Consider the following 26,696-nt stretch of genomic DNA (forward strand, 5'->3'; position numbering starts at 1 on the left):
GGGCAAACCACCCGTTAGACGGGTGGTTATGATTGTTGGAGGGGGATTCAGAGGTTTATTTTAAAAGGTAAACAAAAAGCCCTTTAACAAGGACTTTGTGTATTTAGGAGACTAGACTTCAAACTCATAGAGTGCTGTAGATAGGTAACGTTCTCCGTTATCTGGTGCAAGCGCAAGAACTTTTTTACCTTCCCCAAGTTTTTTAGCAACTTCGATTGCTGCGTAGATAGCAGCTGCAGAAGAAATACCTACCAAGAAGCCTTCTTTTCCGCCAATCTCACGACCAAGTGCGAGAGCATTGTCTGAGGTTACGCGAACGATACCATCATAAGCTTCTGTATCAAGTGTTTCTGGGATGAATCCAGCAGAGATACCTTGAATTTTGTGAGGTCCTGGTTTTTCACCTGATAAGATTGCTGATTCATCTGCCTCAACTGCAAAAACTTGAATGTTTGAATTAGCAGCCTTAAGAGCATGAGAAACACCTGAAATAGTTCCTCCAGTACCAACACCAGCAACAAAGGCATCTAAACCATCAGCTCCGAAATCAGCTAGAATTTCAGCTCCTGTTGTTCTTTCGTGAACTTCTGGGTTAGCTTGGTTAATAAACTGTAATGGTAGGAAACCATCACGCTCAGCAGCAATTTCTTGCGCTTTTGCAATCGCACCTTTCATTCCTTCACTACCAGGAGTGAGGACTAGTTCAGCTCCATAAGCTTGGATAATTTTACGACGTTCAACACTCATGGTTTCAGGCATAACGATAACAACTTTATAGCCTTTAGCAGCACCAACCCATGAAAGTCCGATACCAGTATTTCCACTTGTTGCTTCCACAATAGTAGAACCTGGTTTAAGTTTACCTTCTTGTTCTGCTTTTTCAATCATACTTAGGGCGATGCGGTCTTTAACGGATGATCCTGGGTTAAAAGCTTCAAGTTTTACATAAACATCTGCTGCACCTTCGGGTACAATGTTGTTTAATTTAACAATCGGTGTTCTACCGATGAGTTCTGTGATGTTGTTATAAATAGCCATATAAGCACCTCTTTATATAAGATGCTTCTAGTATAACGCTATCTTAAACTTTTGTAAAATATAGAAATCCTATCGAAGCGATAGGATTTTTTTATATCAGTGATTCAAACCGTTAATATTCAAACGATTGTGATAAGCTAATTCAAATAGATAGGTGTAAAGAGGTACAATATCAGTTTTCTTTGGAAATTCAAATTTGTGAGAGTTAAAGTGCTCATTATGAGCTTTTAAAAAGGCATTTTCTAAGTAAGTAATCGTAATCTCACTATCATCAATCCCAAGACCAGCGGTCTCCATCTCAACATTGACAATGTTTATGAGGAAAATGGATTTGATAGACATCTTCCGTCCGGTTGCCCCTTGTTTATCTGTAAAGATGATTCGGATATTTGTAAAGATAATTGAGTCACGAATGAGTTTATATCCGCTTTGAATTTCTTCATTTTCTAATAAATATTGTCCAAACTCCTTGGTAAGAGCTTCTTTACTTTGCTCACTGAAGTTTCCAGCGAGTCCCTGAATTAATCTTCCAAAAGCCATATGATATTTCCTTTCTTTACGATAGGTTTACAGGTATTTCAACTTCACGTAAACCTTTGTCAGTTAGAGTAACTTTTCCATTGAAAAATTCAATGAGATCAGCCTTAATACCATCTTTCTTTTCTTTGTCAATGAAAAGAATAGTGTCAACTTGATCTGTAAAGTTTGTCTCTAATTCTATGAGATTATGCTCTTTAAGAAAATTCCCATATTCTTGATACTGGGCATAGGTCATGTGAATCTGTATCCCTGCCTGTTCTTTAATTTCAATAATACCAATTTCCTTAACTGCTAGAGCAACACTACCAGCGTAAGCACGAATCAAACCACCAGCTCCTAGTTTAATACCGCCGAAATAACGAGTAACTACCACACAGACATTAGTAAGGTTGTGATTTTCCAAAACTCCTAGCATAGGAATACCAGCAGTTCCACTAGGCTCTCCGTCATCACTAGTTCGCTTGATTTCACTGCGTTCACCGACAATAAAAGCAGAGCAGTTGTGGGTTGCTTTATAGTGTTCTTTTTTGATGGCTGAGATAAAGTCACGGGCTTCTTCCTCATTATAGACACGTTTAGCATGACAGATAAAGCGTGATTTTTTGATTTCTTCTTGGACTTGTCCGTCCTCTTTTATAGTTCTATATTCCATAGTTTTATTGTACTAAAAAATAGCTTAAACTTCTACATTTTACGAATAGAGAAATATGAAAGTAAATCCAAATTATCTCGGTCGCCTTTTTACGGAACAAGAATTAAGTTATGATGAGAGACAGCAAGCAAAAACAATTTCATCTATGAAAAAAGAGAAGGGGAAACTATCTTGTCAGCGATGTGGTAGTCAGATACAAGAAGATTGGCATTTGCCTGTTGGTGCTTTTTATTGTAGAGAATGCTTGATTATGAAGCGAATAAGAAGTGATCAAGAACTCTATTATTTTCCGCAAGAAAGGTTTCCGGAGCAAGATGTCCTCAAATGGTCAGGTCAACTGACTCCTTTTCAAGAGCGCGTATCACAAGGACTCCTTCAGGCAGTAGAGAAGAGGGAGGCTACTTTGGTACATGCGGTGACAGGAGCTGGTAAGACAGAGATGATCTACCAAGTTGTTGCCAAGGTGATAAATCAGGGTGGAGCTGTTTGTTTGGCAAGTCCTCGCATAGATGTTTGCTTAGAGCTGCATAAACGACTACAAAATGATTTTGCATGTGAGATTGCACTATTACATGGGGATTCGGATCCTTATTTTCGCACCCCTTTAGTTGTAGCAACCACTCACCAGTTATTAAAGTTTTATCAGGCCTTTGACTTGTTGATTGTGGATGAAGTGGATGCCTTCCCTTATGTTGATAATCCTGTACTTTACCATGCAGTCAACAATTGTGTAAAGGAAAATGGATTGAGAATATTTTTAACAGCAACGTCAACAGATGAGTTAGACAGAAAAGTTAAACAAGGGGAGTTAAAGCGTCTCAGTTTGCCACGTCGCTTTCATGGAAATCCTCTCATTGTTCCCAAGCCAATCTGGTTATCGCATTTTAATAGATATTTAGAAAAAAATAGCTTACCTCCAAAATTAAAACTTTACATTGAGAAACAGAGAAAGACGGCCTATCCCTTACTAATCTTTGCCTCTGAGATTAAAAAGGGAGAAAAGCTAAAAGAAATTTTGCAGGAGAAGTTTCCGAATGAGAAAATAGGCTTTGTATCCTCAATCACAGAAGACCGATTAGAGCAGGTACAGGCCTTTCGAGATGGAAAGTTATCGATATTAATAAGCACAACTATATTAGAGCGTGGAGTTACCTTCCCTCGTGTAGATGTTTTTGTGGTGGAAGCCAATCATCAACTCTTTACCAAGTCAAGTTTAGTACAAATTGGTGGACGAGTTGGAAGAAGCATGGATCGTCCTACTGGAGAACTTATATTTTTCCATGACGGACTCAATCAGTCTATTAAGAGAGCCATAAAGGAGATTAAACAAATGAATCAGGAGGCAGGAGTATGAAGTGTTTATTGTGTGCTAAAAGCTTGCAAACAGAGATAAGCTTTACTAACCTGCTCTGTTTTAAAAAGGAGGAGGAACTAGTATGTGAATCTTGTCTATCGTCTTTTGAGAGTATCGGTGACAACCATTGCCCTAGTTGTTTCAAAAAAGACGTGTCAACAAATTGTCAAGATTGTCAATTTTGGTGTAAAAAAGGTGTAAAGGTTGATCATGCAGCTCTTTATTCCTATAATCAGGCTATGAAAGAGTATTTTAGTCGCTATAAATTTGATGGCGATTATCTTTTAAGAAAGGTATTTTCTAAAATTTTGCAAACAGAGTTAAAAAAGTACAAGGGTTATCGGATTGTGATCGTACCTCTGAGTGAGCAGCGTTTTAAAAGTAGAGGCTTTAATCAAGTAGAGGGTTTGATAAAGGAGACTGGACTAACATATCTGGATATTTTGGTTAAAAACGAAGTGGAGGCTAGTTCTTCAAAAAATCGAGCAGATCGTTTACTTACAGAGTTCCCATTTTTTCTGAAAGATGGTGTGAAGCTCCCAGAAAATATCTTACTCTTTGATGATATTTATACAACTGGAACTACCTTGAATCGTCTTAAAAGTATGCTATTAGAGTCTGGTTGTCAGAATATTAAAACTTTTTCCCTCGCAAGATGAGGAAAAAGTTTGCAAAAAAAATATGAAAGCGTTATAATATAATTAGAAAAACAAATATGTTTAGAAAGAAGGTACTTATATGATTAAATATAGTATCCGTGGTGAAAACCTAGAAGTAACAGAAGCAATTCGTGATTATGTAGTTTCTAAACTCGAAAAGATCGAAAAATACTTCCAAGCAGACCAAGAATTGGATGCGCGTGTTAACTTGAAAGTTTACCGTGAAAAGACTGCTAAAGTTGAAGTAACCATTCCGCTTGGATCTATTACTCTTCGTGCAGAAGATATTTCTCAAGATATGTATGGTTCTATTGATTTGGTGACAGATAAGATTGAGCGTCAGATTCGTAAAAACAAAACTAAAATTGAACGTAAGAACAGAAATAAAGTATCTACAAGTCAACTCTTTACAGATGCTTTAGTTGAGGACTTAAATGTAGCACAACCAAAAGTTGTTCGTTCAAAACAAATTGATTTGAAACCAATGGATTTGGAAGAAGCTATCTTACAGATGGATTTATTGGGACATGACTTCTTTATTTATGTAGATGTTGAAGATGAAACAACAAATGTTATTTATCGTCGTGAAGACGGAGATATTGGTCTTCTAGAAGTTAAATAATCTTAAAAATTAGTCTGTAAAAGTGGTTTACACTAGTGTAAACCACTTTTTAGTTTGAAAATCTGAAGTTGGTAGCTAGAGATACCTCTTTAAAAGTCGCATTTTGGCTACAATTATGGTATAATAATGCGCAAGAGGTTTGTAATGAAAAAAAATGAAATAAATCCCTTTTTTATGTATCTGATTGCTATGGTAACCTTTACGATTATGACCATTTTGATTGTGTTAGTAAAGGATAATCTTATCACTATAGCAAGTCTATTTTTATTTATCGTATTCTATGTTCTGCTATTTAATTTCCAGAAAAAATATTACAAAAAAACAGATATCGAGCAAATCCAGTATGTCAATCATCAGGCTACGGATAGTTTGAGTGCTCTGTTGGAGCAAATGCCTGTCGGGGTTGTTAAATTAAATATGGACAGCAGTGAGATTGAATGGTTCAATCCCTATGCGGAATTAATTTTGACAACTGAGGATGGAGAAATTGATTTTCCTCAATTTCAAAAGATTTTAAAGAGTTCGATTTCTTCCCCAGGGTCTTATGCCATTGTTGGGGAGAAACGTTATGCAGTGCATTTAGATAGAAATTCAGGTGTCTTATACTTTTTTGATGTTTCTGGTGAGTATGAGGCGACTGCTGAATTGGTAACAAGTCGTCCTGTAATTGGAGTTATTTCAGTTGATAACTATGATGATTTGGAAAATGAAACGTCTGAATCAGACATTAGTCATATCAATAGTTTTGTTGCAAATTTTGTTTCCGAATTTGCTGGGAAATATGCCATGTTTTCTCGTAGAGTAAGTATGGATCGTTTTTATCTATTTACGGATTACACTGTGCTTAATCACTTGATGCAGGATAAGTTTTCTGTGATTGATACCTTTCGTGAAGAAGCCAAGCAACGGAATTTACCACTAACGATGAGTATGGGAGTTTCCTATGGTGATGGGAATCATGATCAGATTGGGAAGGTGGCTCTTCTTAATCTCAATTTAGCTGAAGTTCGTGGTGGTGACCAAGTTGTCGTAAAAGAGAATGATGAAACTAAAAATCCAATCTACTTTGGAGGAGGTTCAGCAGCATCAGTTAAACGTACTCGGACACGAACTCGTGCCATGATGACAGCTATCTCAGACAAACTTAAAAGTGTTGATCGAGTTTTTGTTGTTGGTCATAAGAATCTGGATATGGATGCTCTTGGTTCAGCAGTTGGAATGCAGTTGTTTTCGAGTAATGTACTGGAAGAGAGTTATGTGATTTATGAACCTACACAGATGTCTCCAGATATTGCTCGAGCGGTTAACTATTTGGAAGAGGAGGGTGTTTCAAAACTTCTTTCTTTAGGCCAGGCTATGACAATGGTTACCAAACGCTCCTTACTGGTGATGGTTGACCATTCTAAGACAGCTTTAACCTTATCCAAAGAGTTTTATGACTTGTTTACCCAGACGATTGTCATTGACCATCATCGTCGTGACCAAGATTTTCCAGATAATTCGGTCATTACCTATATCGAGAGTGGAGCTAGTAGTGCTAGTGAACTAGTAACAGAATTGATTCAATTTCAAAACTCTAAGAAGAAACGTTTGAGTCGTATTCAGGCTAGTGTTCTTATGGGAGGGATGATGCTGGATACTAAAAATTTCACCTCTCGGGTAACTAGTCGAACTTTTGATGTTGCAAGTTATCTCAGAACGAGAGGGAGTGATAGCATTGTCATTCAGGAAATTTCGGCTACGGATTTTGAAGAATATCGATTAGTAAATGAGTTAATTTTACAAGGGCAAATGGTGCAGCCATCAATCCTGGTTGCTCAAGCTTTGGAGGATAAAGAGTACGATACGGTTGTTATTAGTAAGGCTGCTGACGCTATGCTTGCTATGTCTGGTATAGAGGCCAGCTTTGTACTTGCTAAGAATAGTCAAGGATCAATCTCCATTTCTGCGCGAAGCAGAAGTAAGATCAATGTCCAACGAATTATGGAAGAGTTAGGTGGCGGTGGTCACTTTAACTTAGCTGCGGCACGTTTGACAGATATGAGCCTGCAAGAAGCAGGAGATAAACTGAAAACAGTTATTTTTAATGAAACAAAAGAAAAGGAGTCAGAAGAATGAAAGTAATCTTTTTAGCAGATGTTAAAGGTAAAGGGAAAAAAGGTGAAATTAAAGAAGTACCAACTGGATATGCACAAAACTTTTTAATTAAGAAAAACCTTGCTAAGGAAGCTACAGCTCAAGCCATTGGTGAGTTGCGTGGTAAGCAAAAATCAGAAGAAAAAGCACATGCAGAGATGCTTGCAGAAGCTAAGGAAATTAAAGCGAAACTGGAAGCAGAAGAAACAATCGTTGAGTTTGTTGAAAAAGTTGGTCCAGATGGACGTACATTTGGGTCAATTACTAACAAGAAGATTGCAGAAGAATTGCAAAAACAATTTGGTATTAAAATTGATAAACGTCATATTCAAGTTCAATCACCAATCCGAGCAGTTGGTTTGATTGATGTTCCGGTGAAGATTTATCAAGATGTGACAAGTGTAATCAATCTTCGTGTCAAGGAAGCTTAATTTACGATTGGTTGACAACATTGTAAAAGGAAGGAAAGTCTGATGGCAGAAGTTGAAGAACTACGTGTTCAGCCTCAAGATATTCTAGCAGAACAATCTGTGTTGGGAGCCATTTTTATTGATGAGACTAAACTCGTTTTTGTCCGAGAATATATCGATTCACAGGACTTCTTTAAGTATGCTCACCGTTTGATTTTTCAGGCTATGGTTGATTTGTCTGATCGTGGAGATGCTATTGATGCAACCACAGTTCGGACTATACTAGATAGTCAAGGTGATTTACAAACTATCGGAGGCTTGTCTTATCTGGTTGAGATTGTCAATTCAGTGCCAACCTCTGCTAATGCGGAATACTATGCTAAAATTGTAGCAGAAAAGGCTATGCTTCGACGCCTGATTGCTAAGTTGACAGAGTCTGTAAACCTAGCCTATGAAGCTTCTCAACCTGCTGACGAAATTATCGCTCGTGCAGAAAAAGGCTTGATTGACGTTAGTGAGAATGCCAATCGAAATGGTTTTAAAAATATTCGTGATGTATTGAATATCAACTTTGGGAATCTAGAAGCTCGTTCGCAACAGACTTCGGATATCACGGGTATTGCGACAGGTTATCGAGATTTAGATCACATGACGACAGGTCTGCATGAGGAAGAATTGATTATTTTGGCAGCTCGTCCTGCGGTTGGTAAGACAGCCTTTGCTTTGAATATTGCGCAAAATATCGGAACCAAATTAGACAAGACAGTTGCTATTTTCTCTCTGGAAATGGGTGCTGAAAGTTTGGTCGATCGTATGCTAGCTGCGGAAGGCTTGGTAGAGTCGCATTCTATCCGTACAGGGCAATTGACTGAGGAAGAATGGCGCAAGTATACGATTGCTCAGGGTAATCTGGCTAATGCAAGTATCTACATTGATGATACACCAGGGATTCGGATCACAGAAATTCGCTCTCGTTCCCGTAAACTGGCTCAAGAAACAGGTAATCTGGGCTTGATTTTGATTGACTATCTTCAGCTTATCACTGGAACTGGTCGAGAAAATCGTCAACAAGAAGTATCTGAGATTTCCCGTCAGTTGAAAATCTTAGCAAAAGAACTCAAAGTTCCAGTTATAGCTCTTAGTCAGCTTTCTCGTGGTGTAGAGCAACGTCAAGATAAGAGACCAGTTTTGTCTGATATTCGTGAATCTGGATCTATTGAGCAGGATGCTGATATCGTAGCCTTTCTCTATCGTGATGACTATTATGAGCGCGGTGGTGAAGAGGAGGAAGGCATTCCAAATAATAAAGTAGAAGTGATTATCGAGAAAAACCGTAGCGGTGCTCGCGGAACGGTAGAATTGATTTTCCAAAAAGAATATAATAAATTTTCAAGTATTTCGAAGATGGAGGAAGCAAGATGACAGACGCATTTACAGATGTGGCTAAAATGAAAAAAATCAAAGAAGAAATTAAGGTGCATGAGGGACAAGTGGTAGAAATGACCTTAGAAAATGGTCGTAAACGCCAAAAAAATCGTTTGGGAAAACTAATTGAGGTTTATCCATCGCTCTTCATCGTTGAGTTTGGAAATGTTGAAGGAGACAAACAGGCAAACGTCTATGTTGAATCTTTCACCTATTCAGATATTTTAACAGAAAAGAACTTAATTCATTATTTAGATTAAGGATATTCATGAAAGTGGGAAGTTTCTCACTTTTTTCTTTTTCTTTCGAATGATATAGATGAGGTCAACCTCAAAAATCTAATTATTTGAAGGAGAATGCATGACATTTACTAAAGCAGGACATAAAAAGGGAACTTTTCTCAGAAAGACAGCTGTAGGATCAGCTTCACTATTACTAGCAGGAGCTTTTTTGTTTGGTGAAGGAACTGTTCATGCCAACCAGGCAAACAATGGATCACTGGCACGAGGAGATGATTATCCCTATTATTATAAAAATGGAAGTCAAAAAATTGATAAGTGGCGTATGTACTCGGGACAATGCACCTCTTTTGCTGCTTTTCGTTTAAGTAGTGTCAATGGTTTTGAACTACCAGCTGCTTATGGGAACGCTAATCAATGGGGTTATCGAGCCCAAAAAGAAGGCTATCGGGTGGACCAGCAACCAGCAATTGGTGCGATTGCTTGGAGTACAAGAGGGCAGTACGGTCACGTAGCCTGGGTATCTAATGTGATTGGAGACATGATTGAAATCGAGGAGTACAATTATGATTATACAGAAACATATCATAGTAGAATTGTAAAGGCGAGTTCTATGACTGGTTTCATTCACTTTAAAGATGTAGGGAATGCTAGTGTAGGGCATCATCAGTCTCTACTAGCTTTCAGTGGAACTCATCACTTCACAGAAAAATCTGCTATTATGGATCAGCCATCATTGACATCTACTGTTATCGATTACTACGAAGCTGGAATGAGTGTTCATTATGATCAAACCTTTGAAAAAGAAGGCTATAAATGGATTAGTTATATTTCACGAAGTGGAAACAGACGTTATATCCCCTTAACTAAAACAGTTAGCTCTAAAAATGGTTGGGCAAAAGAGGGAACAAGTTGGTACTACTATGAAAATGGTCAGATAGCCGTCGGTTGGAAGAAGATTAATGGGAACTGGTATCATTTGCAAGCTGATGGTAGAATGACGACAGGTTGGTTAAAAGATGGTTCGAATTGGTATTACTTGAAGTCATCTGGTGAAATGCAGACAGGTTGGTTGAAGGAAAAAGGTATTTGGTATTATCTGGAAAGTTCTGGAGCTATGAAAACCAGCCAGTGGTTCCAGGTTTCAGGAAAACATTACTATGTAAATGCATCTGGAGAATTGGCAGTAAATACTACTATCGATGGATTTCAAGTTGATGGCGATGGAGTTCGAGTAGAAAAACCAGTCTCATAAGTGTTATTCAGCATTTGGGCTCTTCCTAATGGTATTTTTCCCTGCTTTCCTTTATAATGGGTGTATGGACAAGAAAAAATTATTATTGATTGACGGTTCTTCAGTTGCTTTCCGAGCATTTTTTGCCCTTTATCAGCAACTAGATCGTTTTAAAAATGACAATGGACTACATACCAATGCAATCTATGGATTTCATCTGATGTTAAATCACCTACTGGAGCGTGTTCAACCGAGTCATATCTTGGTTGCTTTTGATGCTGGGAAGACGACTTTCCGTACAGATATGTATGCAGACTATAAGGGTGGTCGTGCCAAGACTCCGGATGAGTTTCGTGAGCAATTTCCTTTTATTCGTGAGTTGCTAGACCATCTTGGGATTCGTCATTATGAGTTAGCTCAGTATGAAGCAGATGATATCATCGGGACTCTGGGTCGTTTGGCTGAAAAGGATTCTTTTGATGTAACTATCGTCAGCGGAGACAAGGACTTGATTCAGTTGACAGATGAGCATACTGTGGTTGAGATTTCTAAGAAAGGTGTGGCTGAGTTTGAGGCCTTTACACCGGCTTATCTCATGGAAAAGATGGGAATCACACCAGCTCAGTTCATTGATCTCAAGGCACTCATGGGGGATAAGTCTGATAATATCCCTGGGGTGACCAAGATTGGTGAAAAGACTGGGATCAAGCTCTTGTTAGAACACGGATCGCTGGAAGGTATTTATGAAAATATCGATGGCATGAAGGCTTCCAAGATGAAGGAAAATCTTGTCAATGACAAGGAACAAGCTTTTCTGTCTAAAACACTAGCGACCATCGACACGAAAGCGCCAATTGAAATCAGTCTAGATGATTTGGTTTATAGCGGTCCAGATGTGGAAAGCTTAGGAAAATTCTACGATGAGATGGGCTTTAAACAGCTCAAGCAAGCCTTGAATGCTTCTCAGACTAACCAAGCTGAGAGTTTGAATTTTACCATGGTTGACAAAGTGACTGAAGATATGCTGAGTGCCGACTCTATCTTCCACTTTGAACTTTTTGGTGAAAATTACCATACAGATGATTTGGTTGGTTTTGCTTGGTCTTGTGGGGACAAGCTATACGCTACAGATAAGTTGGAACTTTTGCAGAATCCGATTCTCAAGGATTTTCTAGAAAAAACACCTCTGAAAGTGTATGACTTTAAGAAAGCTAAAGTTCTCTTAAATCGTTTTGGTTTGAATTTACAGGCTCCAGCTTTTGACAGTCGCTTGGCCAAATACCTTCTCTCTACTGTCGAGAATAATGAAATTTCAACTATCGCTAGTCTCTACGGCCAAACTTATTTGGTTGATGATGAGACCTTCTACGGTAAGGGGATCAAGAAAGCTATCCCTGAGAGAGAGACATTCTTGGAGCACTTGGCTCGCAAGGTTGCTGTGCTGGTTGAGACAGAGCCTGTATTGCTTGAAAAGTTAAGTGAAAACGGACAGTTAAACCTTCTCTATGATATGGAGCAGCCTCTGGCCTTTGTTCTTGCTAAGATGGAAATCGCTGGGATTAAGGTTAAAAAAGAAACTCTACTCGAGATGCAAGCTGAAAATGAGCTTGTCATTGAAAAGCTGACGCAAGAGATTTATGACCTAGCAGGTGAGGAATTTAATATCAATTCACCTAAACAGTTGGGTGTCCTTCTTTTTGAAAAACTAGGTCTCCCTCTCGAATATACCAAGAAAACCAAGACAGGGTACTCGACAGCCGTGGATGTCTTGGAGCGCCTAGCTCCGATTGCCCCAATCGTCAAGAAAATTCTAGACTACCGTCAAATTGCTAAGATTCAATCCACTTATGTGATTGGTTTGCAGGACTGGATTTTAGCTGATGGCAAGATTCACACGCGCTATGTGCAAGATTTGACTCAGACAGGTCGTCTGTCTAGTGTCGATCCAAACTTGCAAAATATCCCTGTTCGTTTGGAACAAGGTCGCCTTATCCGTAAGGCTTTTGTACCAGAATGGGAGGACAGTGTCCTTCTCAGCTCTGACTATTCACAGATTGAATTGCGAGTTTTGGCGCATATCTCTAAAGATGAGCACTTAATCAAGGCCTTCCAAGAAGGAGCGGATATCCATACCTCGACAGCCATGCGTGTCTTTGGGATTGAACGTCCTGAGGATGTGACTCCGAACGACCGCCGCAATGCCAAGGCTGTCAACTTTGGAGTGGTTTACGGAATTTCAGACTTTGGTTTATCCAATAACCTAGGTATCAGTCGTAAAGAGGCTAAGGCCTACATTGATACCTACTTTGAACGCTTCCCAGGGATCAAAAACTACATGGATGAAGTGGTACGTGAGGCGCGTGATAAGGGTTATGTAGAAACTCTCTTCAAACGTCGTCGTAAGTTGCCAGATATCAATTCGCGTAACTTTAACATTCGTGGTTTTGCAGAACGTACAGCTATCAACTCCCCTATCCAAGGTTCGGCTGCAGATATTCTCAAAATCGCTATGATTCAACTAGATAAAGCATTGGTAGAGGGTGGTTATCAGACTAAGATGCTTCTACAAGTACACGATGAAATTGTTCTTGAAGTGCCTAAGTCAGAATTAGCTGCCATAAAAAAACTCGTCAAACAAACCATGGAAGAAGCTATTCAACTAAGTGTGCCCCTCATTGCTGATGAAAATGAAGGCGTGACTTGGTATGAAGCCAAATAAAAAATAGACTATTAGACAAAAAGAAATCCCCTTGAACGCTACTGTTCAAAGGGATTTTTCTTTCGGGAAAAGACAAAAGTGAAACTATCTAGCTAATAGTAGAATTTATTTGATTTGTTTCTTTTGTTCTTTTTTTGCAAGGATTGGTAGAATAACACCTAAACCAATCAGAATAATTGGGGTCAAGATGTTTGTAAGAAGCGAGAATTGCCAAGCCGTTGGATTCTCAGCGTAGTTAATTTTTGGAACCATACCAAGGATACAAGCAAAGGCAGTAAAGAGAAAGCACCAAGTACCGATAACAAAGCCAAGTTTAGGATTGTTCACAAACTTGTATTCCGCATTTTTGTATGTTTTCCAAGCACGGTTGAGCATCATATAGGCAAGGAATACCCAGAGATAACGCATTGGCATTACGATAGAATTGAGGTTGGTCATCCATTTTACAAGTCCATCAATTTCCTGAATACCAAAAATTGGAAGGATGATGATGAGGCTAACGAGGACACCTGTAAGGAGGTAACCGTTAATGAGGACACCTTTTTCAGTACGTTTGCGAAGCCAGCTTGGGATGTAGTTTTCATCAGCGTTATTGAGAAGGATTTGCAATGGTGCGTCAATAGAGAAGGCAAGTGCCGCTATTTGTCCGACCATATTTGTAAGAGCGTAAATCACGACAAATAGGTTTCCAACTCCCCAAGAATTTCCTAACATTTGGAAGGCTTGATAAGCACCATTACGCATGAGGTCTTCAGGGATGTTATTACCATCAAATAGCATTCCCATGGCAACTGATCCGAGGATAGCAGATAGCCCCACCATGATGGCCATCACAATCATACCTTTTGGAAATTCTTTTTCAGGGTTGCGAGTTTGATTCACATATGGGGAAATTTTTTCACAACCACCAACTGCAAAGACCAATAGTGAGATTGTTGTAAAATAAGAGAAATCAAAGTTTGGAATGTAAGTACTCAGTTGATCCATGTGCGGTGTCGCAAACTGGATGTCTGGCTTAATGAAAGGCAGACCGACAGCCAAAAGTACAAAGAGTAAAGACATAATCAACATGGCACTTCCTGCCAAGCTACCGATGACTTTCAGTGTTGTCAATCCTTTTGTAGAAAGGTAGAGGAAAAGTCCAAAGATTAGTAAGCAGAGAATAACGATCCAGTGGATGTCGATTTGTTTTAGAAATTGTCCGTTACCCTGCAAGGCCCATCCAAGCGGAATCAGGATTCCTTGAGGTTTTTGTGCAAGATAAGGGATATGCACAACCCAGTAGGTCCAAGCAGCAAAGTAGGCTAGACGTTTGGTTGATGTTTTTTCAACCCAGTCACTAACACCGCTTCCGCTTTCCTTAAAGGTAGAACCTAGTTGTCCAACGATGAGGGAGTATGGGATAAAATAGAGTGCGAGGATTAAAACCCAAGATACGACTACTGAAATCCCCTGTTGAGAATAGTTGTTGACGACGTTTCCGAGCCCCCAAACCATGTTGAAAGCAATAAGAGAAACCATCAGCCAATTAAGTTGGTGTTGATCTTTTTTCATAATGTCTCCTTTTCTTATAATTTCAGTATATCATGATTTTTTGAAAGCGCCTAACAAAATTTGAAATTTACTATAAAAAATGTAGGAGGGAATTTATCAGATGGAGTTTGTACTTGAGTAAAAGTTATACACAATCTGTGGATAACTTTGTGAAATAAAAAATTATTTTCCAAATGTTAGTTTAGAAAAAAGAGATAGAATGTATGAGTTGGGTACTAAGCTAGTCGGTTATAAAGACTGATAGAACAGTCTATTGAGGGTGTTTTACTTTAGAATGTCAAAAAAATGGTTGAGAGAAATCGTTTGGAAGTACATGAAATTGATTTGAAAGTTGATTGAAAGTTATGCACAATCTGTGGATAACTTTGTGGAAGATTTACTATAAATCAGAAAATCCCCTTGTACATGGCAAAGGGATTTGATCGATTAGTGATTTGGTAACCAGCTGAGGGTAAAGTTGAGAGTTTGAGCATCTAGCAAATCCTGGTGACTAATACTCTGAACTTCTTTTCCGTCAAGATGACAGTCTTGTACAAAGTGGAAGTGTTCATGATTTTGTTGTGTACGAATATCCAACCACTTGTTTCTTTCTGTCAGATAGATACGAAGGTGATCAAAGAGTGGAATCCCAAGGTCATAGCTTGCTTTTCCTGGGCAGGTCGGGTAAAGTCCAAGGGCAGACCAGACATACCAAGCAGATAGACTACCGTTATCCTCATCTCCTGGATAAGCATCCCAGCCAGCTCGAAAGGCTTTTTGACGGAGAGTCTTGATTAAGAGACTGGTGTATTGAGGATAATTGCTATAGCGGAAGAGATAAGGGATGTGAAAGCTTGGTTGGTTTGAAATGGCTAGTTGCCCAAATGGCGCTGTTGCCATTTCGCTCATCTCATGAATTTCATATCCATAGCCTGTCGTTTCAAAGAGAGGGAGACTTTGACAAGTTTTTAAAAGATAGTTACTAAAGGCTTCCTTTCCACCCATTAGTTGGCTAAGTCCAGAAATGTCATGTAAGACACCTAGACTGGCTTGAATAGCTGAACATTCGGCGTAATCTCGCCCCCAACTATATGGAGAAAAGTCAGGACGGAAGTAGCCATCTACATCACGCGCCCTCATATAGCCTGTCTCAGGGTCAAATAGGTTTTGATAATTCTTAGCATATTGAGCATAGGCTTGTGCCAGCTCTTCTTGACCTAATTTTGCTGCGCAGGTAGAGATGCAAAAATCACTGTAAGCATAGTCCAGTGTATGACTGACACTTTCATGGAAGTCCGTGGATAGGTATCCTAGCTTTTGGTATTGGGCCAGGCCGTGTCGTCCATTGATAGCTTTTGGATCTGCATTGGTCGCAGTTTTGATCATGGCTTTGAGAAATTCTTCCTCAAGCTCAGGTGCCATGTTTTTGCAGGCGCTATCTGCAATAAGACCATCAATCAAAGTGCCAGGCATCATTCCTCTTTCATCAGGGGCAAGCCACTTAGGAAGATATCCAGTGTCGCGGTAGCTATTGAGGAAGCCTTCAAGGAACTGACGATAGTATTCTGGAATAATCAAGGCAAAGAGTGGGAATGAAGTGCGGAAGGTATCCCAGAAACCATTATTGGTAAAGAGAAGACCTGGTTTGATAGTCCCTGAAGCAAGGTCTATATGAATATTCTCGCCTTGCTCATTTACCTCATAGAAGGTTTGTGGGAAAAGAAAGAGTCTATATAGACAGTAATCAAAAAATGTTTGGTCTACAGGGCCGGTTTCTACGACATCAAAACGACCTAGAAGGTTTTCCCAACTTTCTTTAGCCTCTGTTTTCGTTTCTTCAAAGTCTTTTATAGGCAGATTAAAGAGGGCCTGTTCTTTAGAAATAAAAGAAGTGGCTAGTTGAACTAGAGCTTCTGCTCCAGCCAAGTCGATACGCCAGTCTTGCCCCACTTGATTGATAGATAGAATATCCGTAGAGAATGCGAGAGCAGTAAACATGACGAGGGGACTTTTGTTGGTTTCGGTTAATCCGCTTTGACCAAGGCTGACAGTACGCTCATCTACTTGCTCTAATGATAAATCATCAGTTGCATGCAGATAGAGTGAGAGCTTCTTGCCTTGTATCTGTCTTAGTTGAATAGAAGCCCCATAGCAAGTAGGTGTGAGTTGAGTTTCAATCTGATAACGCTCAGAAAAAATTCGGAGATAATGGGGATTGAAAATAGCACGCTCTAGATTATAAGAGGATTGGCGATGGTAGAGGGTATCCCCGATAATATCTCCTGTGACTGGAGTTAGAAGTAGCCAAGAGTAGTCACCAATCCAGGGACTAGGCTGGTGGGTTAGTCGAATACCCTGAAAGATAGGAAGATGAGGATCAAAAAAACAAGAGCCCTCCTGGTCACTGGTCTGGGGCACAAAGTAATTCATCCCAAAAGGTACGCCCGTGTAAGGTAGGGTGTTTCCTCGTGAAAAAGCATGTTTACTGGCTGTTCCAAAACGCGTATCAATGGTTTCAAGTATAGGTTTCATAGTAGTTCCTTCAGTAGTTTTCTACATTATATCAGAAAAAGGAGACTTTTAGAAAGCGACTTCAAAATATAACAATTTTGTAGAATAATGACTAACATTTGTGTATATATTTTCTGGACTAAAAGCTATATACTGAAAATGAAAATTTGTTTGAAAGAGGCAAAATAGTTTATGGTTTATTCAAAAGAAATTGTCAGAGAGTGGCTAGATGAGGTAGCAAAGCGTGCTAAAGATCATCCTGAGTGGGTTGATGTCTTTGAACGTTGCTATACAGACACCTTGGACAATACAGTTGAGATCTTAGAAGACGGCTCAACTTTTGTACTGACTGGAGATATCCCTGCTATGTGGCTTCGGGACTCGACTGCTCAGCTGAGACCATACCTCCATGTGGCTAAAAGAGATCCTCGTTTGCGTCAGACCATTGCTGGTTTGGTTAAACGTCAGATGACTTTGATTCTCAAAGATCCCTATGCCAACTCTTTCAATATTGAGGAGAACTGGAAAGGCCACCATGAGACAGACCATACAGACTTGAATGGCTGGATTTGGGAGCGCAAGTATGAAGTGGATTCGCTTTGCTACCCATTGCAGTTGGCTTACCTTCTTTGGAAAGAAACTGGTGAGACTAGCCAGTTTGATGGAACTTTTGTTACGGCGACTAAGGAGATTCTCCATCTCTGGACGGTGGAACAAGACCACAAGAACTCACCATATCGCTTTGTTCGTGATACCGACCGTAAGGAAGATACCTTGGTAAATGACGGCTTTGGTCCTGACTTTGCCGTTACAGGAATGACCTGGTCAGCCTTTCGTCCAAGTGATGACTGCTGTCAGTATAGCTACTTGATTCCGTCGAATATGTTTGCAGTGGTTGTCTTGGGTTATGTCCAGGAAATCTTTGCAGAATTGAATCTAGCTGATAGCGAGAGTATCATTTCTGACGCTAAACGTCTGCAAGCTGAAATCCAAGAAGGGATTGAAAATTACGCCTACACGACTAATAGCAAGGGCGAGAAGATCTATGCCTTTGAAGTAGACGGTTTAGGAAATGCTAGCATCATGGACGACCCTAACGTACCAAGTTTGTTAGCTGCTCCATATCTTGGTTATTGTGATGTGAACGATGAGGTCTATCAAGCCACTCGTCGCACCATTCTCAGCCCTGAAAATCCCTACTTCTACCAAGGAGAATACGCTAGCGGACTTGGAAGCTCTCATACCTTCTATCGTTATATCTGGCCGATTGCCCTATCAATTCAAGGCTTAACAGCTACAGATAAAGCTGAGAAAAAATACTTGCTAGACCAACTAGTTGCCTGTGATGGCGGAACAGGTGTTATGCACGAAAGCTTTCACGTAGACGATCCGACACTCTACTCACGCGAATGGTTCTCATGGGCCAACATGATGTTCTGCGAATTAGTCTTGGATTACCTGGATATCCGCTAATACTCTTCGAAAATCAAATTCAAACCACGTCAGCGTCCCCTTGCCGTACTCAAGTACAGCCTGCGGCTAGCTTCCTAGTTTGCTCTTTGATTTTCATTGAGTATAAGGAGCACGCTTTAGCTTCACTGGTTCTTGCAAAGAATCACAAATATACTTTTAAATTTAAGTTAGAATGAGGTTTTACTCATGGAAAATGTTGTTGTACATATCATCTCTCACAGTCACTGGGATCGTGAGTGGTATCTACCTTTTGAAAGTCACCGTATGCAATTGGTGGAACTTTTTGACAATCTTTTTGATCTTTTTGAAAATGATCCTGAGTTCAAGAGCTTCCACCTAGATGGACAGACCATTGTCCTCGATGACTATTTAGAAATTCGCCCTGAAAACCGTGACAAGGTGCAGCGTTATATCGACGAAGGCAAATTGAAGATTGGGCCCTTCTATATCTTGCAGGATGATTACTTGATTTCCAGTGAAGCTAACGTCCGCAATACCTTGATTGGACAAGCGGAATGTGCTAAATGGGGCAAATCTACTCAAATTGGTTACTTCCCAGACACCTTTGGAAATATGGGGCAGGCTCCTCAAATCCTTCAAAAATCAGGTATTCACGTAGCAGCCTTTGGTCGCGGTGTCAAGCCAATCGGATTTGACAATCAAGTCCTTGAAGATGAACAGTTTACCTCTCAATTTTCTGAGATGTACTGGCAAGGGGCTGATGGTAGCCGTGTACTCGGCATTCTTTTTGCTAACTGGTACAGTAACGGGAATGAAATTCCAGTGGATAGAGACGAAGCCTTGACCTTCTGGAAACAAAAATTGGCAGACGTCCGTGACTATGCATCTACCAACCAATGGTTGATGATGAACGGTTGTGACCACCAGCCTGTACAGAGAAATATTAGTGAAGCGATTCGTGTGGCCAACGAACTTTTCCCAGACGTGACCTTTATTCACAGTTCTTTTGATGAATATGTCCAAGCAGTGGAAAGTGCACTTCCTGAACACCTATCAACGGTTACAGGTGAGTTGACCAGTCAGGAAACGGATGGTTGGTATACTCTTGCTAACACATCTTCTTCCCGTATTTACCTCAAACAAGCCTTCCAAGAAAATAGCAACTTGTTAGAGCAGGTCGTGGAACCATTAACCATTATCACTGGTGGACACAACCACAAGGATCAATTGACCTATGCTTGGAAAGTACTTCTGCAAAATGCACCGCACGATAGTATCTGTGGTTGTAGTATTGATGAAGTTCACCGTGAAATGGAAACTCGTTTTGCAAAGGTTAATCAAGTCGGGAATTTTGTTAAGACTAACCTTCTCAACGAGTGGAAGAGCAAGCTAGCTACTCAAAATGCGCAAAGCGACCACCTCTTTACCGTTGTCAACACAGCTTTACATGACAAGGTTGATACAGTTAGTGTTGTAGTGGATGTTGTGACTTGTGATTTCAAAGAATTGCATCCGACTGAAGGTTACAAGAAGATGGCAGCCGTGATCTTGCCAGATTACCATGTTGAAGATTTGGATGGCCATATCCTTGAAGCCAAGGTTGAAGACTTGGGAGCAAGTTTTGGCTATACTTTGCCTAAGGATAAATTCCGCCAACCATATATTGCACGCCAAGTGCGCGTGACAGTCCCAGTCCACCTTGCACCGCTTTCTTGGGCAAGCTTCCAATTGGTCGAGGGTCAAGTAGATTACCGTGATGGTATTTACCAAAACGGAGTCATTGATACCCCATTCGTAACTGTCAGTGTAGACCAAGGAATCACAGTCTATGACAAGACTACAAACGAAGCTTACGAAGACTTTATTCGCTTCGAGGATCGAGGAGATGTCGGAAACGAGTATATTTACTTCCAACCAAAAGGAACTGAGCCAATCTATGCTCAATTGAAGGGATACGATGTCCTAGAAAACAATGCTCGCTATGCTAAGGTATTGCTCAAACATGACTTGACTATTCCAGTTAGCGCAGATGAAAAATTGGATGCTGAACAAAGAGGTATCATCGAGTTCATGAAACGAGATGCAGGTCGTTCAGAAGATTTGACAACTATTCCTCTTGAAACAGAAATGACTGTCTTTGTGGACAATCCACAGATTCGCTTCAAGACTCGCTTTACTAATACAGCCAAAGACCACCGCATCCGTCTCTTGGTGAAAACTCATAACACTCGTCCAAGCAATGATTCTGAAAGCATCTATGAAGTTGTGACAAGACCAAATAAACCGGCAGCTTCTTGGGAAAATCCTGAAAATCCACAACACCAACAAGCCTTTGTCAGCTTGTATGATGATGTTAAAGGAGTGACAGTATCCAATAAAGGATTGCACGAGTATGAAATTCTTGGAGATGACACCATGGCTGTAACCCTTCTTCGTGCTTCAGGCGAACTCGGTGACTGGGGCTATTTCCCAACGCCAGAAGCCCAGTGCTTGCGAGCTATCGAAGTTGAGTTTGCAGTAGAATGTCACCAAGCAGGGGAACGCTTCTCAGCTTTCCGTCGTGCCAAAGCCTTCCAGGTGCCATTTACAGCTCTTCAAGTTGCAAAACAAGAGGGTAGCGTTGCAGCAACGGGTAGCCTCTTTAACCATCCAGCACTGAACTTGCCACAAGTCTGCCCAACAGCCTTTAAGGTGGCTGAGAATGAAGAAGGTTATGTCCTTCGTTACTACAACATGAGTCAAGAAAATATCCGTGTGTCTGAAAAACAACAAACCATTCTTGACTTGTTGGAACGCCCATACCCAGTCCATTCAAGACTATTGGCACCACAGGAAATTCGTACAGAATTCATTCAAAAAGAAGAAATTTAATTTCAAAAATAAAACATAAACAGAAAGGAGGAGCGAAAAAGTAAGAACCAACTGCTGATTCGCTCCTTTTGCAGGTGAAAGCAATGACCATTGCAACGATTGATATCGGAGGGACTGGTATTAAGTTTGCTAGTCTAACTCCTGATGGAAAGATTTTAGATAAGACCAGCACCCCAACTCCAGAAACTCTAGAAGATTTATTGGCTTGGTTGGACCAACGCTTGTCAGAACAGGACTATCGTGGGATTGCTATGAGTGTTCCAGGAGCGGTCAATCAAGAAACAGGAGTGATCGAGGGGATTAGTGCCATTCCTTATATCCATGGTTTTTCATGGTACCAGGCCCTTTCTCATCACCAGCTACCTGTCCATCTAGAAAATGATGCTAACTGTGTTGGACTTAGTGAACTGCTAGCTCATCCTGAGATTGAAAATGCAGCCTGTGTTGTCATTGGCACAGGGATTGGCGGTGCTATGATTATCAATGGCAAAATTCACCGTGGTCGCCATGGCTTGGGCGGTGAGTTTGGCTACATGACAACTATCGAACCAGCAGAAAAACTCAATAACTGGTCACAACTAGCTTCTACAGGAAACATGGTTCGTTATGTGATTGAAAAATCAGGTCAGTCAGACTGGGATGGCCGTAAGGTTTACCAAGAGGCTGCAGCAGGCAATGCCCTTTGCCAAGAAGCCATTGAGCGTATGAATCGTAACCTAGCTCAAGGATTACTCAATATCCAATATCTAATCGACCCAGATGTCATTAGCCTAGGTGGCTCTATCAGTCAGAACCCAGATTTTATCAAAGGGGTGCAAAAAGCGGTAGACGTCTTTGTGGAAAGATATGAAGAGTATACAATTGCGCCAGTGATCCAAGCCTGCACCTATCAGGCAGATGCCAATCTCTACGGTGCCCTTGTCAACTGGTTACAGGAGGAAAAGCAATGGTAAATTTTACCGGAATTAGCACTAAACAACAGCAAGCTATAGACTTACTTCAAAAGCACATTTCTCTACCAGATGTAGAAGTGGCAGTCACCCAGTCTGATCAATCTTCTATTTCTATCAAGGGTGAGGGCGGAAGCTATCAATTGACTTATCGCAAACCTCACCAACTCTATCGCGCCTTGTCTGTTCTCGCAACAGCTTTGGTAGAAGGTGATAAGGTAGAGATTGAGGAGCAAGTGGCTTATGAAGATTTAGCCTACATGGCGGATTGTTCCCGTAATGCAGTTCTAAATGTTGCATCTGCCAAACAGATAATTGAAGTCTTAGCTCTGATGGGTTATTCAACCTTTGAGCTCTACATGGAAGACACCTATCAGATTGAAGGGCAACCTTATTTTGGCTATTTCCGTGGAGCATACTCAGCTGAAGAATTACAGGAAATCGAAGCCTATGCCCAGCAGTTTGACATGACTTTTGTACCTTGTATTCAGACCTTGGCTCACTTGTCAGCCTTTGTCAAATGGGGCGTCAAAGAAGTTCAACAACTCCGTGATGTAGAGGACATTCTCCTCATCGGTGAAGAAAAGGTTTATGATTTGATTGACGGAATGTTTGCGACTTTGTCTAAGCTACAAACACGCAAGGTCAATATCGGCATGGACGAAGCCCACTTGGTTGGTTTGGGACGCTACCTCATCTTAAACGGTGTTGTGGACCGTAGCCTCCTCATGTGTCAACATTTGGAGCGCGTGCTGGATATTGCAGACAAGTATGGTTTCCACTGCCAGATGTGGAGCGATATGTTCTTCAAACTCATGTCAGCAGATGGCCAGTACGACCGTGATGTCGAAATTCCAGAAGAAACTCGTGTTTACTTAGACCGTCTCAAAGACCGTGTGACCTTGGTTTACTGGGATTATTATCAGGATAGCGAAGAAAAATACAACCGTAACTTCGGTAACCACCACAAGATTAGCCAGGATATTGCCTTTGCAGGTGGTGCTTGGAAGTGGATTGGTTTCACACCACACAACCATTTCAGTCGTCTCATCGCTATCGAAGCAAACAAAGCCTGCCGTGCTAATCAGATCAAAGAAGTCATCGTGACTGGATGGGGGGACAATGGTGGTGAAACAGCTCAGTTCTCTATTCTACCAAGCTTGCAAATCTGGGCAGAACTCAGCTATCGAAATGATTTAGAGCGTTTATCTGCTCACTTCAAGACCAATACAGGTCTATCTGTTGAGGACTTTATGCAGCTTGACCTTGCCAACCTCTTACCAGATCTACCAGATAATCTCAGCGGAATCAACCCCAATCGCTATGTCTTTTATCAGGATGTTCTCTGTCCAATCCTTGATAAGCACATGACACCTGAACAGGACAAGCCTCACTTTGCCCAGGCAGCTGAGACTCTTTCTGACATTAAAGATAAAGCTGGAGTCTACGCTTATCTTTTCGAAACTCAGGCCCAGTTGAATGCTATTTTAAGTAGCAAGGTTGATGTGGGGCGACGCATTCGTGAGGCTTATCAAGTGGATGATAAAGAAAGCTTGCAACAAATCGCTAGAGAAGAACTGCCAGAACTCAGAAGTGAGATTGAAAACTTCCATGCCCTCTTTAGCCAACAATGGTTGAAAGAAAACAAGGTCTTTGGCTTAGATACGGTCGATATCCGTATGGGCGGACTCTTGCAGCGGATCAAGCGAGCAGAAAGTCGCATTGAAAACTACCTGGCAGGCGAAATCTCTCGTATTGACGAACTAGAAGTAGAGATTCTTCCATTTACTGACTTCTACGCAGACAAGGACTTCGCAGCAACGACAGCCAACCAGTGGCATACTATTGCGACAGCTTCGACCATTTATACAACCTAGAAATTTATCACAAATAGCCAAACATCTCCTTTTAAATAAATGGAGATGTTTTTTGATTTGGAGGTTGGGAAGGAGTATAATGAAGGTATAATACTCTTCTAAAATCAAATTCAAACCACGTCAGCGTCGCCTTACCGTACTCAAGTACAGCCTGCGGCTAGCTTCCTAGTTTGCTCTTTGATTTTCATTGAGTATAAGGATAGTTTGGAGGTTTGATCATGAAAAAGCTACTACTAGTCCTAGGTGCGAGTGTGCTAGTTTTATCTGCTTGCCACAAGGCGACAGAAGATAGCGTAACTAGTCAGTCAACATCAAGAGAGCAACAAACCAAGGAAGTAACCAACTATTTTCATTACCTAGCGGATTCCTATCAAAAGGCTCTTGCGCACGAAAAAGAAGCCAAAGATACAAGTGTTCAATCACCCGTGTCTGCTACCGTTGTAGCTATGGAAGAACTCCAGCAATCTAATCCGACTGACCAAGCCTTGATTATGAAGAACTACTCGGATTTTCAGAAGCTAATCCAATACAAGACTGAAAAGTGGCAGGAAGAGTTTGCAAGCTGGGCTGCTTCTATGGGACAGTCCTATTATAGACTAGAGCATAGAAACTTTGACCAAAAAAATGAATTCATCAAAAAATTAGAAACAACGACTGTTTCTCAGAAAAGAGTCATATGGAATATTTTCGGGGTATCCAGTGACAATGCCTATGATTACTTGGTTTTGGATGCCTACTATGACAATCAGGACAAACATTTCTACTTATTTACACTGAAAGATGGGCAAGCACAGGTCTTACATGCCGATAAGACGTTAGAAACTATCAGTGCTGCAAACTTTGAAGAGACTGAAAACACAGATTTAGCACAAGGCTTTAAGGAATTTCTATTAAAAACAAGTGTCACTAGAGAGAATGAGCCAGATACAGACTATAGTGCTCTAATAGACAAGATAAAAATAGTCATGGAATCCTACTCGGATAGTAGTGGTGAAAGATATAAGTCGGCTAGCCTAGCAACATATGGTCGCTATTATGTGCTTGCAGTTCCGGATCAGATTATGCAATTTGGGCAAGTCGATGGAGTCAAATATACTTTTAAATGGCATGGCTATACTGCTGGTCTTGGAGAAAAACGATTTGAAATCTTGGCCTGTTATGTGAATGAAGTAGGGACAGAAGTGATTCTCTTTGGCTATAAGGATGGTCGCCCTACTATTTTACATACTGAGGGGCAACCAGAGATTAATCAAAACGAAGCAGGTACTATTATAGATGCCCAGATTCATTTTGTTGAATTTCACCAACCGATATTGGAAGGAGTTTTCAATTAGTAGAGATGGGCAACTCCTCTTGCAAGTAAGGCGTTTCTCGTGAAACATCCTTCTTATATAAAAAAGTTCTCCACATAAAATAATTTGTGGAGTTTTTTCTATAATTAGTAGTTTAAACTATCCTTAAAATAAGAGTATACTCTTATTGTAAACGTTATCAAATCTAAAAAATTGTGAGATTATTAAGTTTTAGAAAAATAAAAAGGGAGGAAATTATGAACAAGTTTTCAAAAACCTTGAGAGATAACTGGATTTTTCTCTTAATGGTTCTACCAGGTACACTTTGGTTGATCTTATTCTTCTACATCCCGGTATTTGGAAATGTGGTTGCCTTCAAAGATTACCGAATGACTGGCGAAGGGTTTGTCCACAGTATTATAAATAGTAAATGGGTCGGATTAGACAACTTCAAGTTCTTGTTTAGTTCAAAAGATGCCTTTGTTATCACTCGAAATACTGTTCTTTACAACCTTGGCTTCATCTTTATCGGTTTGATTGTATCGGTTGGTATTGCCATTATCCTTAGTGAACTTCGCTCTAAGCAAATGGTTAAAATCTACCAAACATCTATGTTGTTCCCTTACTTCTTATCTTGGGTTATCATCAGTTTATTTACAGATGCTTTCCTAAACATCGATAAAGGGGTCATCAACCACACCTTGGAAGCTCTTGGCATGAAGGGGATTAACTTATACGCTGACATCAGTATCTGGCCTTATCTTCTCCTTTTCCTAGGTATTTGGAAAGGCTTTGGATACAGTAGTGTTATGTACTATGCAACAATCATGGGTATCGATTCAACCTACTACGAAGCAGCAACAGTGGACGGTGCTAGCAAATGGCAACGTATCCGCAATGTAACCATCCCTCAGTTAACACCACTTGTGACAGTATTGACCATCCTTGCAGTCGGAAACATCTTCCGTGCAGACTTCGGTCTCTTCTACCAAATCCCTCACAATGCTGGTCAGCTCTATAGTGTAACAAACGTATTAGACGTCTATGTCTTTAACGGTTTGACTCAGACAGCAGATATCGGTATGGCTTCAGCAGCAGGTCTCTACCAGTCAGTCGTTGGTTTGATTTTGGTTATCCTATCAAACTTACTAGCACGACGTGTAGATCCTAACTCAGCCCTATTCTAGAAAGGAGGAGCAT

20 protein-coding genes are annotated in these 26,696 nt (G+C 40.5%); 15 read left to right on the plus strand and 5 right to left on the minus strand.

Going from position 1 to position 26,696, the window contains the following annotated elements; all coding sequences use genetic code 11:
• Positions 1-111: 111 nt before the first annotated feature.
• From cysK to HMPREF2837_RS10165, 3 genes are all read right to left on the minus strand, one after another.
• Positions 112-1,038 carry a cysteine synthase A gene (gene cysK / locus HMPREF2837_RS10155; RefSeq protein ID WP_049548891.1) on the minus strand — a complete coding sequence of 309 codons (927 nt, stop codon included), beginning with the start codon at positions 1,036-1,038 and terminating at the stop codon, positions 112-114.
• Between the two features lie 96 nt (positions 1,039-1,134).
• Positions 1,135-1,578 carry a PH domain-containing protein gene (locus HMPREF2837_RS10160; RefSeq protein ID WP_049548890.1) on the minus strand — a complete coding sequence of 148 codons (444 nt, stop codon included), beginning with the start codon at positions 1,576-1,578 and terminating at the stop codon, positions 1,135-1,137.
• 16 nt (positions 1,579-1,594) lie between these two features.
• Positions 1,595-2,230, minus strand: a complete 636-nt coding sequence (locus tag HMPREF2837_RS10165) for a YigZ family protein (RefSeq protein WP_049548889.1) — start codon at positions 2,228-2,230, stop codon at positions 1,595-1,597.
• 55 nt (positions 2,231-2,285) lie between these two features.
• On the opposite strand from HMPREF2837_RS10165, the gene HMPREF2837_RS10170 reads away from it, so the two are divergent.
• The 9 genes from HMPREF2837_RS10170 to polA all read left to right on the plus strand — a co-directional run bounded on the left by HMPREF2837_RS10170 (position 2,286) and on the right by polA (position 13,028).
• Complete coding sequence (locus HMPREF2837_RS10170) at positions 2,286-3,584, plus strand: ATP-dependent helicase ComFA (RefSeq protein ID WP_049548888.1); 1,299 nt, start codon at positions 2,286-2,288, stop codon at positions 3,582-3,584.
• Entirely contained in the window at positions 3,581-4,243 is a 663-nt protein-coding gene (locus tag HMPREF2837_RS10175; RefSeq protein WP_049548887.1) for a ComF family protein, read from the plus strand. The genes HMPREF2837_RS10170 and HMPREF2837_RS10175 overlap by 4 nt, the downstream gene beginning before the upstream one ends.
• 79 nt (positions 4,244-4,322) lie before the next feature.
• Positions 4,323-4,865: a ribosome hibernation-promoting factor, HPF/YfiA family gene (gene hpf / locus HMPREF2837_RS10180; RefSeq protein WP_049548886.1), complete on the plus strand. Its 543-nt coding sequence runs from the start codon at positions 4,323-4,325 to the stop codon at positions 4,863-4,865.
• Positions 4,866-5,009: 144 nt separating this feature from the next.
• Positions 5,010-6,983, plus strand: a complete 1,974-nt coding sequence (locus tag HMPREF2837_RS10185; protein WP_049548885.1) for a DHH family phosphoesterase — start codon at positions 5,010-5,012, stop codon at positions 6,981-6,983.
• The gene (rplI, locus tag HMPREF2837_RS10190) at positions 6,980-7,432 is read left to right on the plus strand and encodes a 50S ribosomal protein L9 (RefSeq protein WP_000864204.1); all 453 of its coding nucleotides are present in this window, start codon (positions 6,980-6,982) and stop codon (positions 7,430-7,432) included. The genes HMPREF2837_RS10185 and rplI overlap by 4 nt, the downstream gene beginning before the upstream one ends.
• Before the next feature lie 42 nt (positions 7,433-7,474).
• Positions 7,475-8,833, plus strand: coding sequence for a replicative DNA helicase (dnaB, locus tag HMPREF2837_RS10195; protein WP_049548884.1), 1,359 nt, complete (start codon positions 7,475-7,477; stop codon positions 8,831-8,833).
• Complete coding sequence (locus HMPREF2837_RS10200) at positions 8,830-9,096, plus strand: Veg family protein (RefSeq protein WP_075230921.1); 267 nt, start codon at positions 8,830-8,832, stop codon at positions 9,094-9,096. Before dnaB ends, HMPREF2837_RS10200 begins: the two co-directional genes overlap by 4 nt.
• Before the next feature lie 100 nt (positions 9,097-9,196).
• Complete coding sequence (locus tag HMPREF2837_RS10205; protein WP_049548883.1) at positions 9,197-10,330, plus strand: SH3 domain-containing protein; 1,134 nt, start codon at positions 9,197-9,199, stop codon at positions 10,328-10,330.
• A 64-nt stretch (positions 10,331-10,394) separates the two neighbouring features.
• Positions 10,395-13,028: a DNA polymerase I gene (polA, locus tag HMPREF2837_RS10210; protein ID WP_075230922.1), complete on the plus strand. Its 2,634-nt coding sequence runs from the start codon at positions 10,395-10,397 to the stop codon at positions 13,026-13,028.
• A 105-nt stretch (positions 13,029-13,133) separates the two neighbouring features.
• Here the strand turns inward: polA and HMPREF2837_RS10215 are convergent, their stop codons facing one another.
• Both HMPREF2837_RS10215 and HMPREF2837_RS10220 read right to left on the minus strand, forming a co-directional pair.
• A complete protein-coding gene (locus HMPREF2837_RS10215) occupies positions 13,134-14,582 on the minus strand; it encodes an APC family permease (protein WP_049548881.1) in 1,449 nt (482 codons plus the stop codon).
• 426 nt (positions 14,583-15,008) lie between these two features.
• Positions 15,009-17,093: a GH92 family glycosyl hydrolase gene (locus HMPREF2837_RS10220; protein WP_049548880.1), complete on the minus strand. Its 2,085-nt coding sequence runs from the start codon at positions 17,091-17,093 to the stop codon at positions 15,009-15,011.
• A 171-nt stretch (positions 17,094-17,264) separates the two neighbouring features.
• On the opposite strand from HMPREF2837_RS10220, the gene HMPREF2837_RS10225 reads away from it, so the two are divergent.
• The 6 genes from HMPREF2837_RS10225 to HMPREF2837_RS10250 all read left to right on the plus strand — a co-directional run bounded on the left by HMPREF2837_RS10225 (position 17,265) and on the right by HMPREF2837_RS10250 (position 26,683).
• Positions 17,265-18,545, plus strand: a complete 1,281-nt coding sequence (locus HMPREF2837_RS10225) for a glycoside hydrolase family 125 protein (RefSeq protein ID WP_049548879.1) — start codon at positions 17,265-17,267, stop codon at positions 18,543-18,545.
• A 186-nt stretch (positions 18,546-18,731) separates the two neighbouring features.
• A complete protein-coding gene (locus HMPREF2837_RS10230) occupies positions 18,732-21,377 on the plus strand; it encodes an alpha-mannosidase (protein WP_049548878.1) in 2,646 nt (881 codons plus the stop codon).
• An 83-nt stretch (positions 21,378-21,460) separates the two neighbouring features.
• The gene (locus HMPREF2837_RS10235) at positions 21,461-22,330 is read left to right on the plus strand and encodes an ROK family protein (RefSeq protein ID WP_049548877.1); all 870 of its coding nucleotides are present in this window, start codon (positions 21,461-21,463) and stop codon (positions 22,328-22,330) included.
• Positions 22,324-24,204, plus strand: coding sequence for a beta-N-acetylhexosaminidase (locus tag HMPREF2837_RS10240; protein WP_049548876.1), 1,881 nt, complete (start codon positions 22,324-22,326; stop codon positions 24,202-24,204). Before HMPREF2837_RS10235 ends, HMPREF2837_RS10240 begins: the two co-directional genes overlap by 7 nt.
• A 218-nt stretch (positions 24,205-24,422) precedes the next feature.
• Positions 24,423-25,538 carry a DUF4767 domain-containing protein gene (locus HMPREF2837_RS10245; RefSeq protein WP_049548875.1) on the plus strand — a complete coding sequence of 372 codons (1,116 nt, stop codon included), beginning with the start codon at positions 24,423-24,425 and terminating at the stop codon, positions 25,536-25,538.
• A gap of 215 nt (positions 25,539-25,753) precedes the next feature.
• Positions 25,754-26,683 carry an ABC transporter permease gene (locus HMPREF2837_RS10250; protein ID WP_049548874.1) on the plus strand — a complete coding sequence of 310 codons (930 nt, stop codon included), beginning with the start codon at positions 25,754-25,756 and terminating at the stop codon, positions 26,681-26,683.
• Positions 26,684-26,696 lie beyond the last annotated feature (13 nt).

The sequence above is a fragment of the Streptococcus sp. HMSC071D03 genome, assembly GCF_001812125.1.
GTDB classification, from domain to species: domain Bacteria; phylum Bacillota; class Bacilli; order Lactobacillales; family Streptococcaceae; genus Streptococcus; species Streptococcus pseudopneumoniae_N.

Coding starts and splice junctions, on each gene's coding strand:
- HMPREF2837_RS10250 (WP_049548874.1), top strand. CDS start 25,754: ATGAACAAGTTTTCAAAAACCTTGAGAGATAACTGGATTTTTCTCTTA.
- HMPREF2837_RS10240 (WP_049548876.1), top strand. CDS start 22,324: ATGGTAAATTTTACCGGAATTAGCACTAAACAACAGCAAGCTATAGAC.
- HMPREF2837_RS10200 (WP_075230921.1), top strand. CDS start 8,830: ATGACAGACGCATTTACAGATGTGGCTAAAATGAAAAAAATCAAAGAA.
- HMPREF2837_RS10245 (WP_049548875.1), top strand. CDS start 24,423: ATGAAAAAGCTACTACTAGTCCTAGGTGCGAGTGTGCTAGTTTTATCT.
- hpf (WP_049548886.1), top strand. CDS start 4,323: ATGATTAAATATAGTATCCGTGGTGAAAACCTAGAAGTAACAGAAGCA.
- HMPREF2837_RS10165 (WP_049548889.1), bottom strand. CDS start 2,230: ATGGAATATAGAACTATAAAAGAGGACGGACAAGTCCAAGAAGAAATC.
- HMPREF2837_RS10220 (WP_049548880.1), bottom strand. CDS start 17,093: ATGAAACCTATACTTGAAACCATTGATACGCGTTTTGGAACAGCCAGT.
- HMPREF2837_RS10185 (WP_049548885.1), top strand. CDS start 5,010: ATGAAAAAAAATGAAATAAATCCCTTTTTTATGTATCTGATTGCTATG.
- HMPREF2837_RS10235 (WP_049548877.1), top strand. CDS start 21,461: ATGACCATTGCAACGATTGATATCGGAGGGACTGGTATTAAGTTTGCT.
- HMPREF2837_RS10205 (WP_049548883.1), top strand. CDS start 9,197: ATGACATTTACTAAAGCAGGACATAAAAAGGGAACTTTTCTCAGAAAG.
- HMPREF2837_RS10160 (WP_049548890.1), bottom strand. CDS start 1,578: ATGGCTTTTGGAAGATTAATTCAGGGACTCGCTGGAAACTTCAGTGAG.
- cysK (WP_049548891.1), bottom strand. CDS start 1,038: ATGGCTATTTATAACAACATCACAGAACTCATCGGTAGAACACCGATT.
- polA (WP_075230922.1), top strand. CDS start 10,395: ATGGACAAGAAAAAATTATTATTGATTGACGGTTCTTCAGTTGCTTTC.
- dnaB (WP_049548884.1), top strand. CDS start 7,475: ATGGCAGAAGTTGAAGAACTACGTGTTCAGCCTCAAGATATTCTAGCA.
- HMPREF2837_RS10225 (WP_049548879.1), top strand. CDS start 17,265: ATGGTTTATTCAAAAGAAATTGTCAGAGAGTGGCTAGATGAGGTAGCA.
- HMPREF2837_RS10215 (WP_049548881.1), bottom strand. CDS start 14,582: ATGAAAAAAGATCAACACCAACTTAATTGGCTGATGGTTTCTCTTATT.
- rplI (WP_000864204.1), top strand. CDS start 6,980: ATGAAAGTAATCTTTTTAGCAGATGTTAAAGGTAAAGGGAAAAAAGGT.
- HMPREF2837_RS10170 (WP_049548888.1), top strand. CDS start 2,286: ATGAAAGTAAATCCAAATTATCTCGGTCGCCTTTTTACGGAACAAGAA.
- HMPREF2837_RS10175 (WP_049548887.1), top strand. CDS start 3,581: ATGAAGTGTTTATTGTGTGCTAAAAGCTTGCAAACAGAGATAAGCTTT.
- HMPREF2837_RS10230 (WP_049548878.1), top strand. CDS start 18,732: ATGGAAAATGTTGTTGTACATATCATCTCTCACAGTCACTGGGATCGT.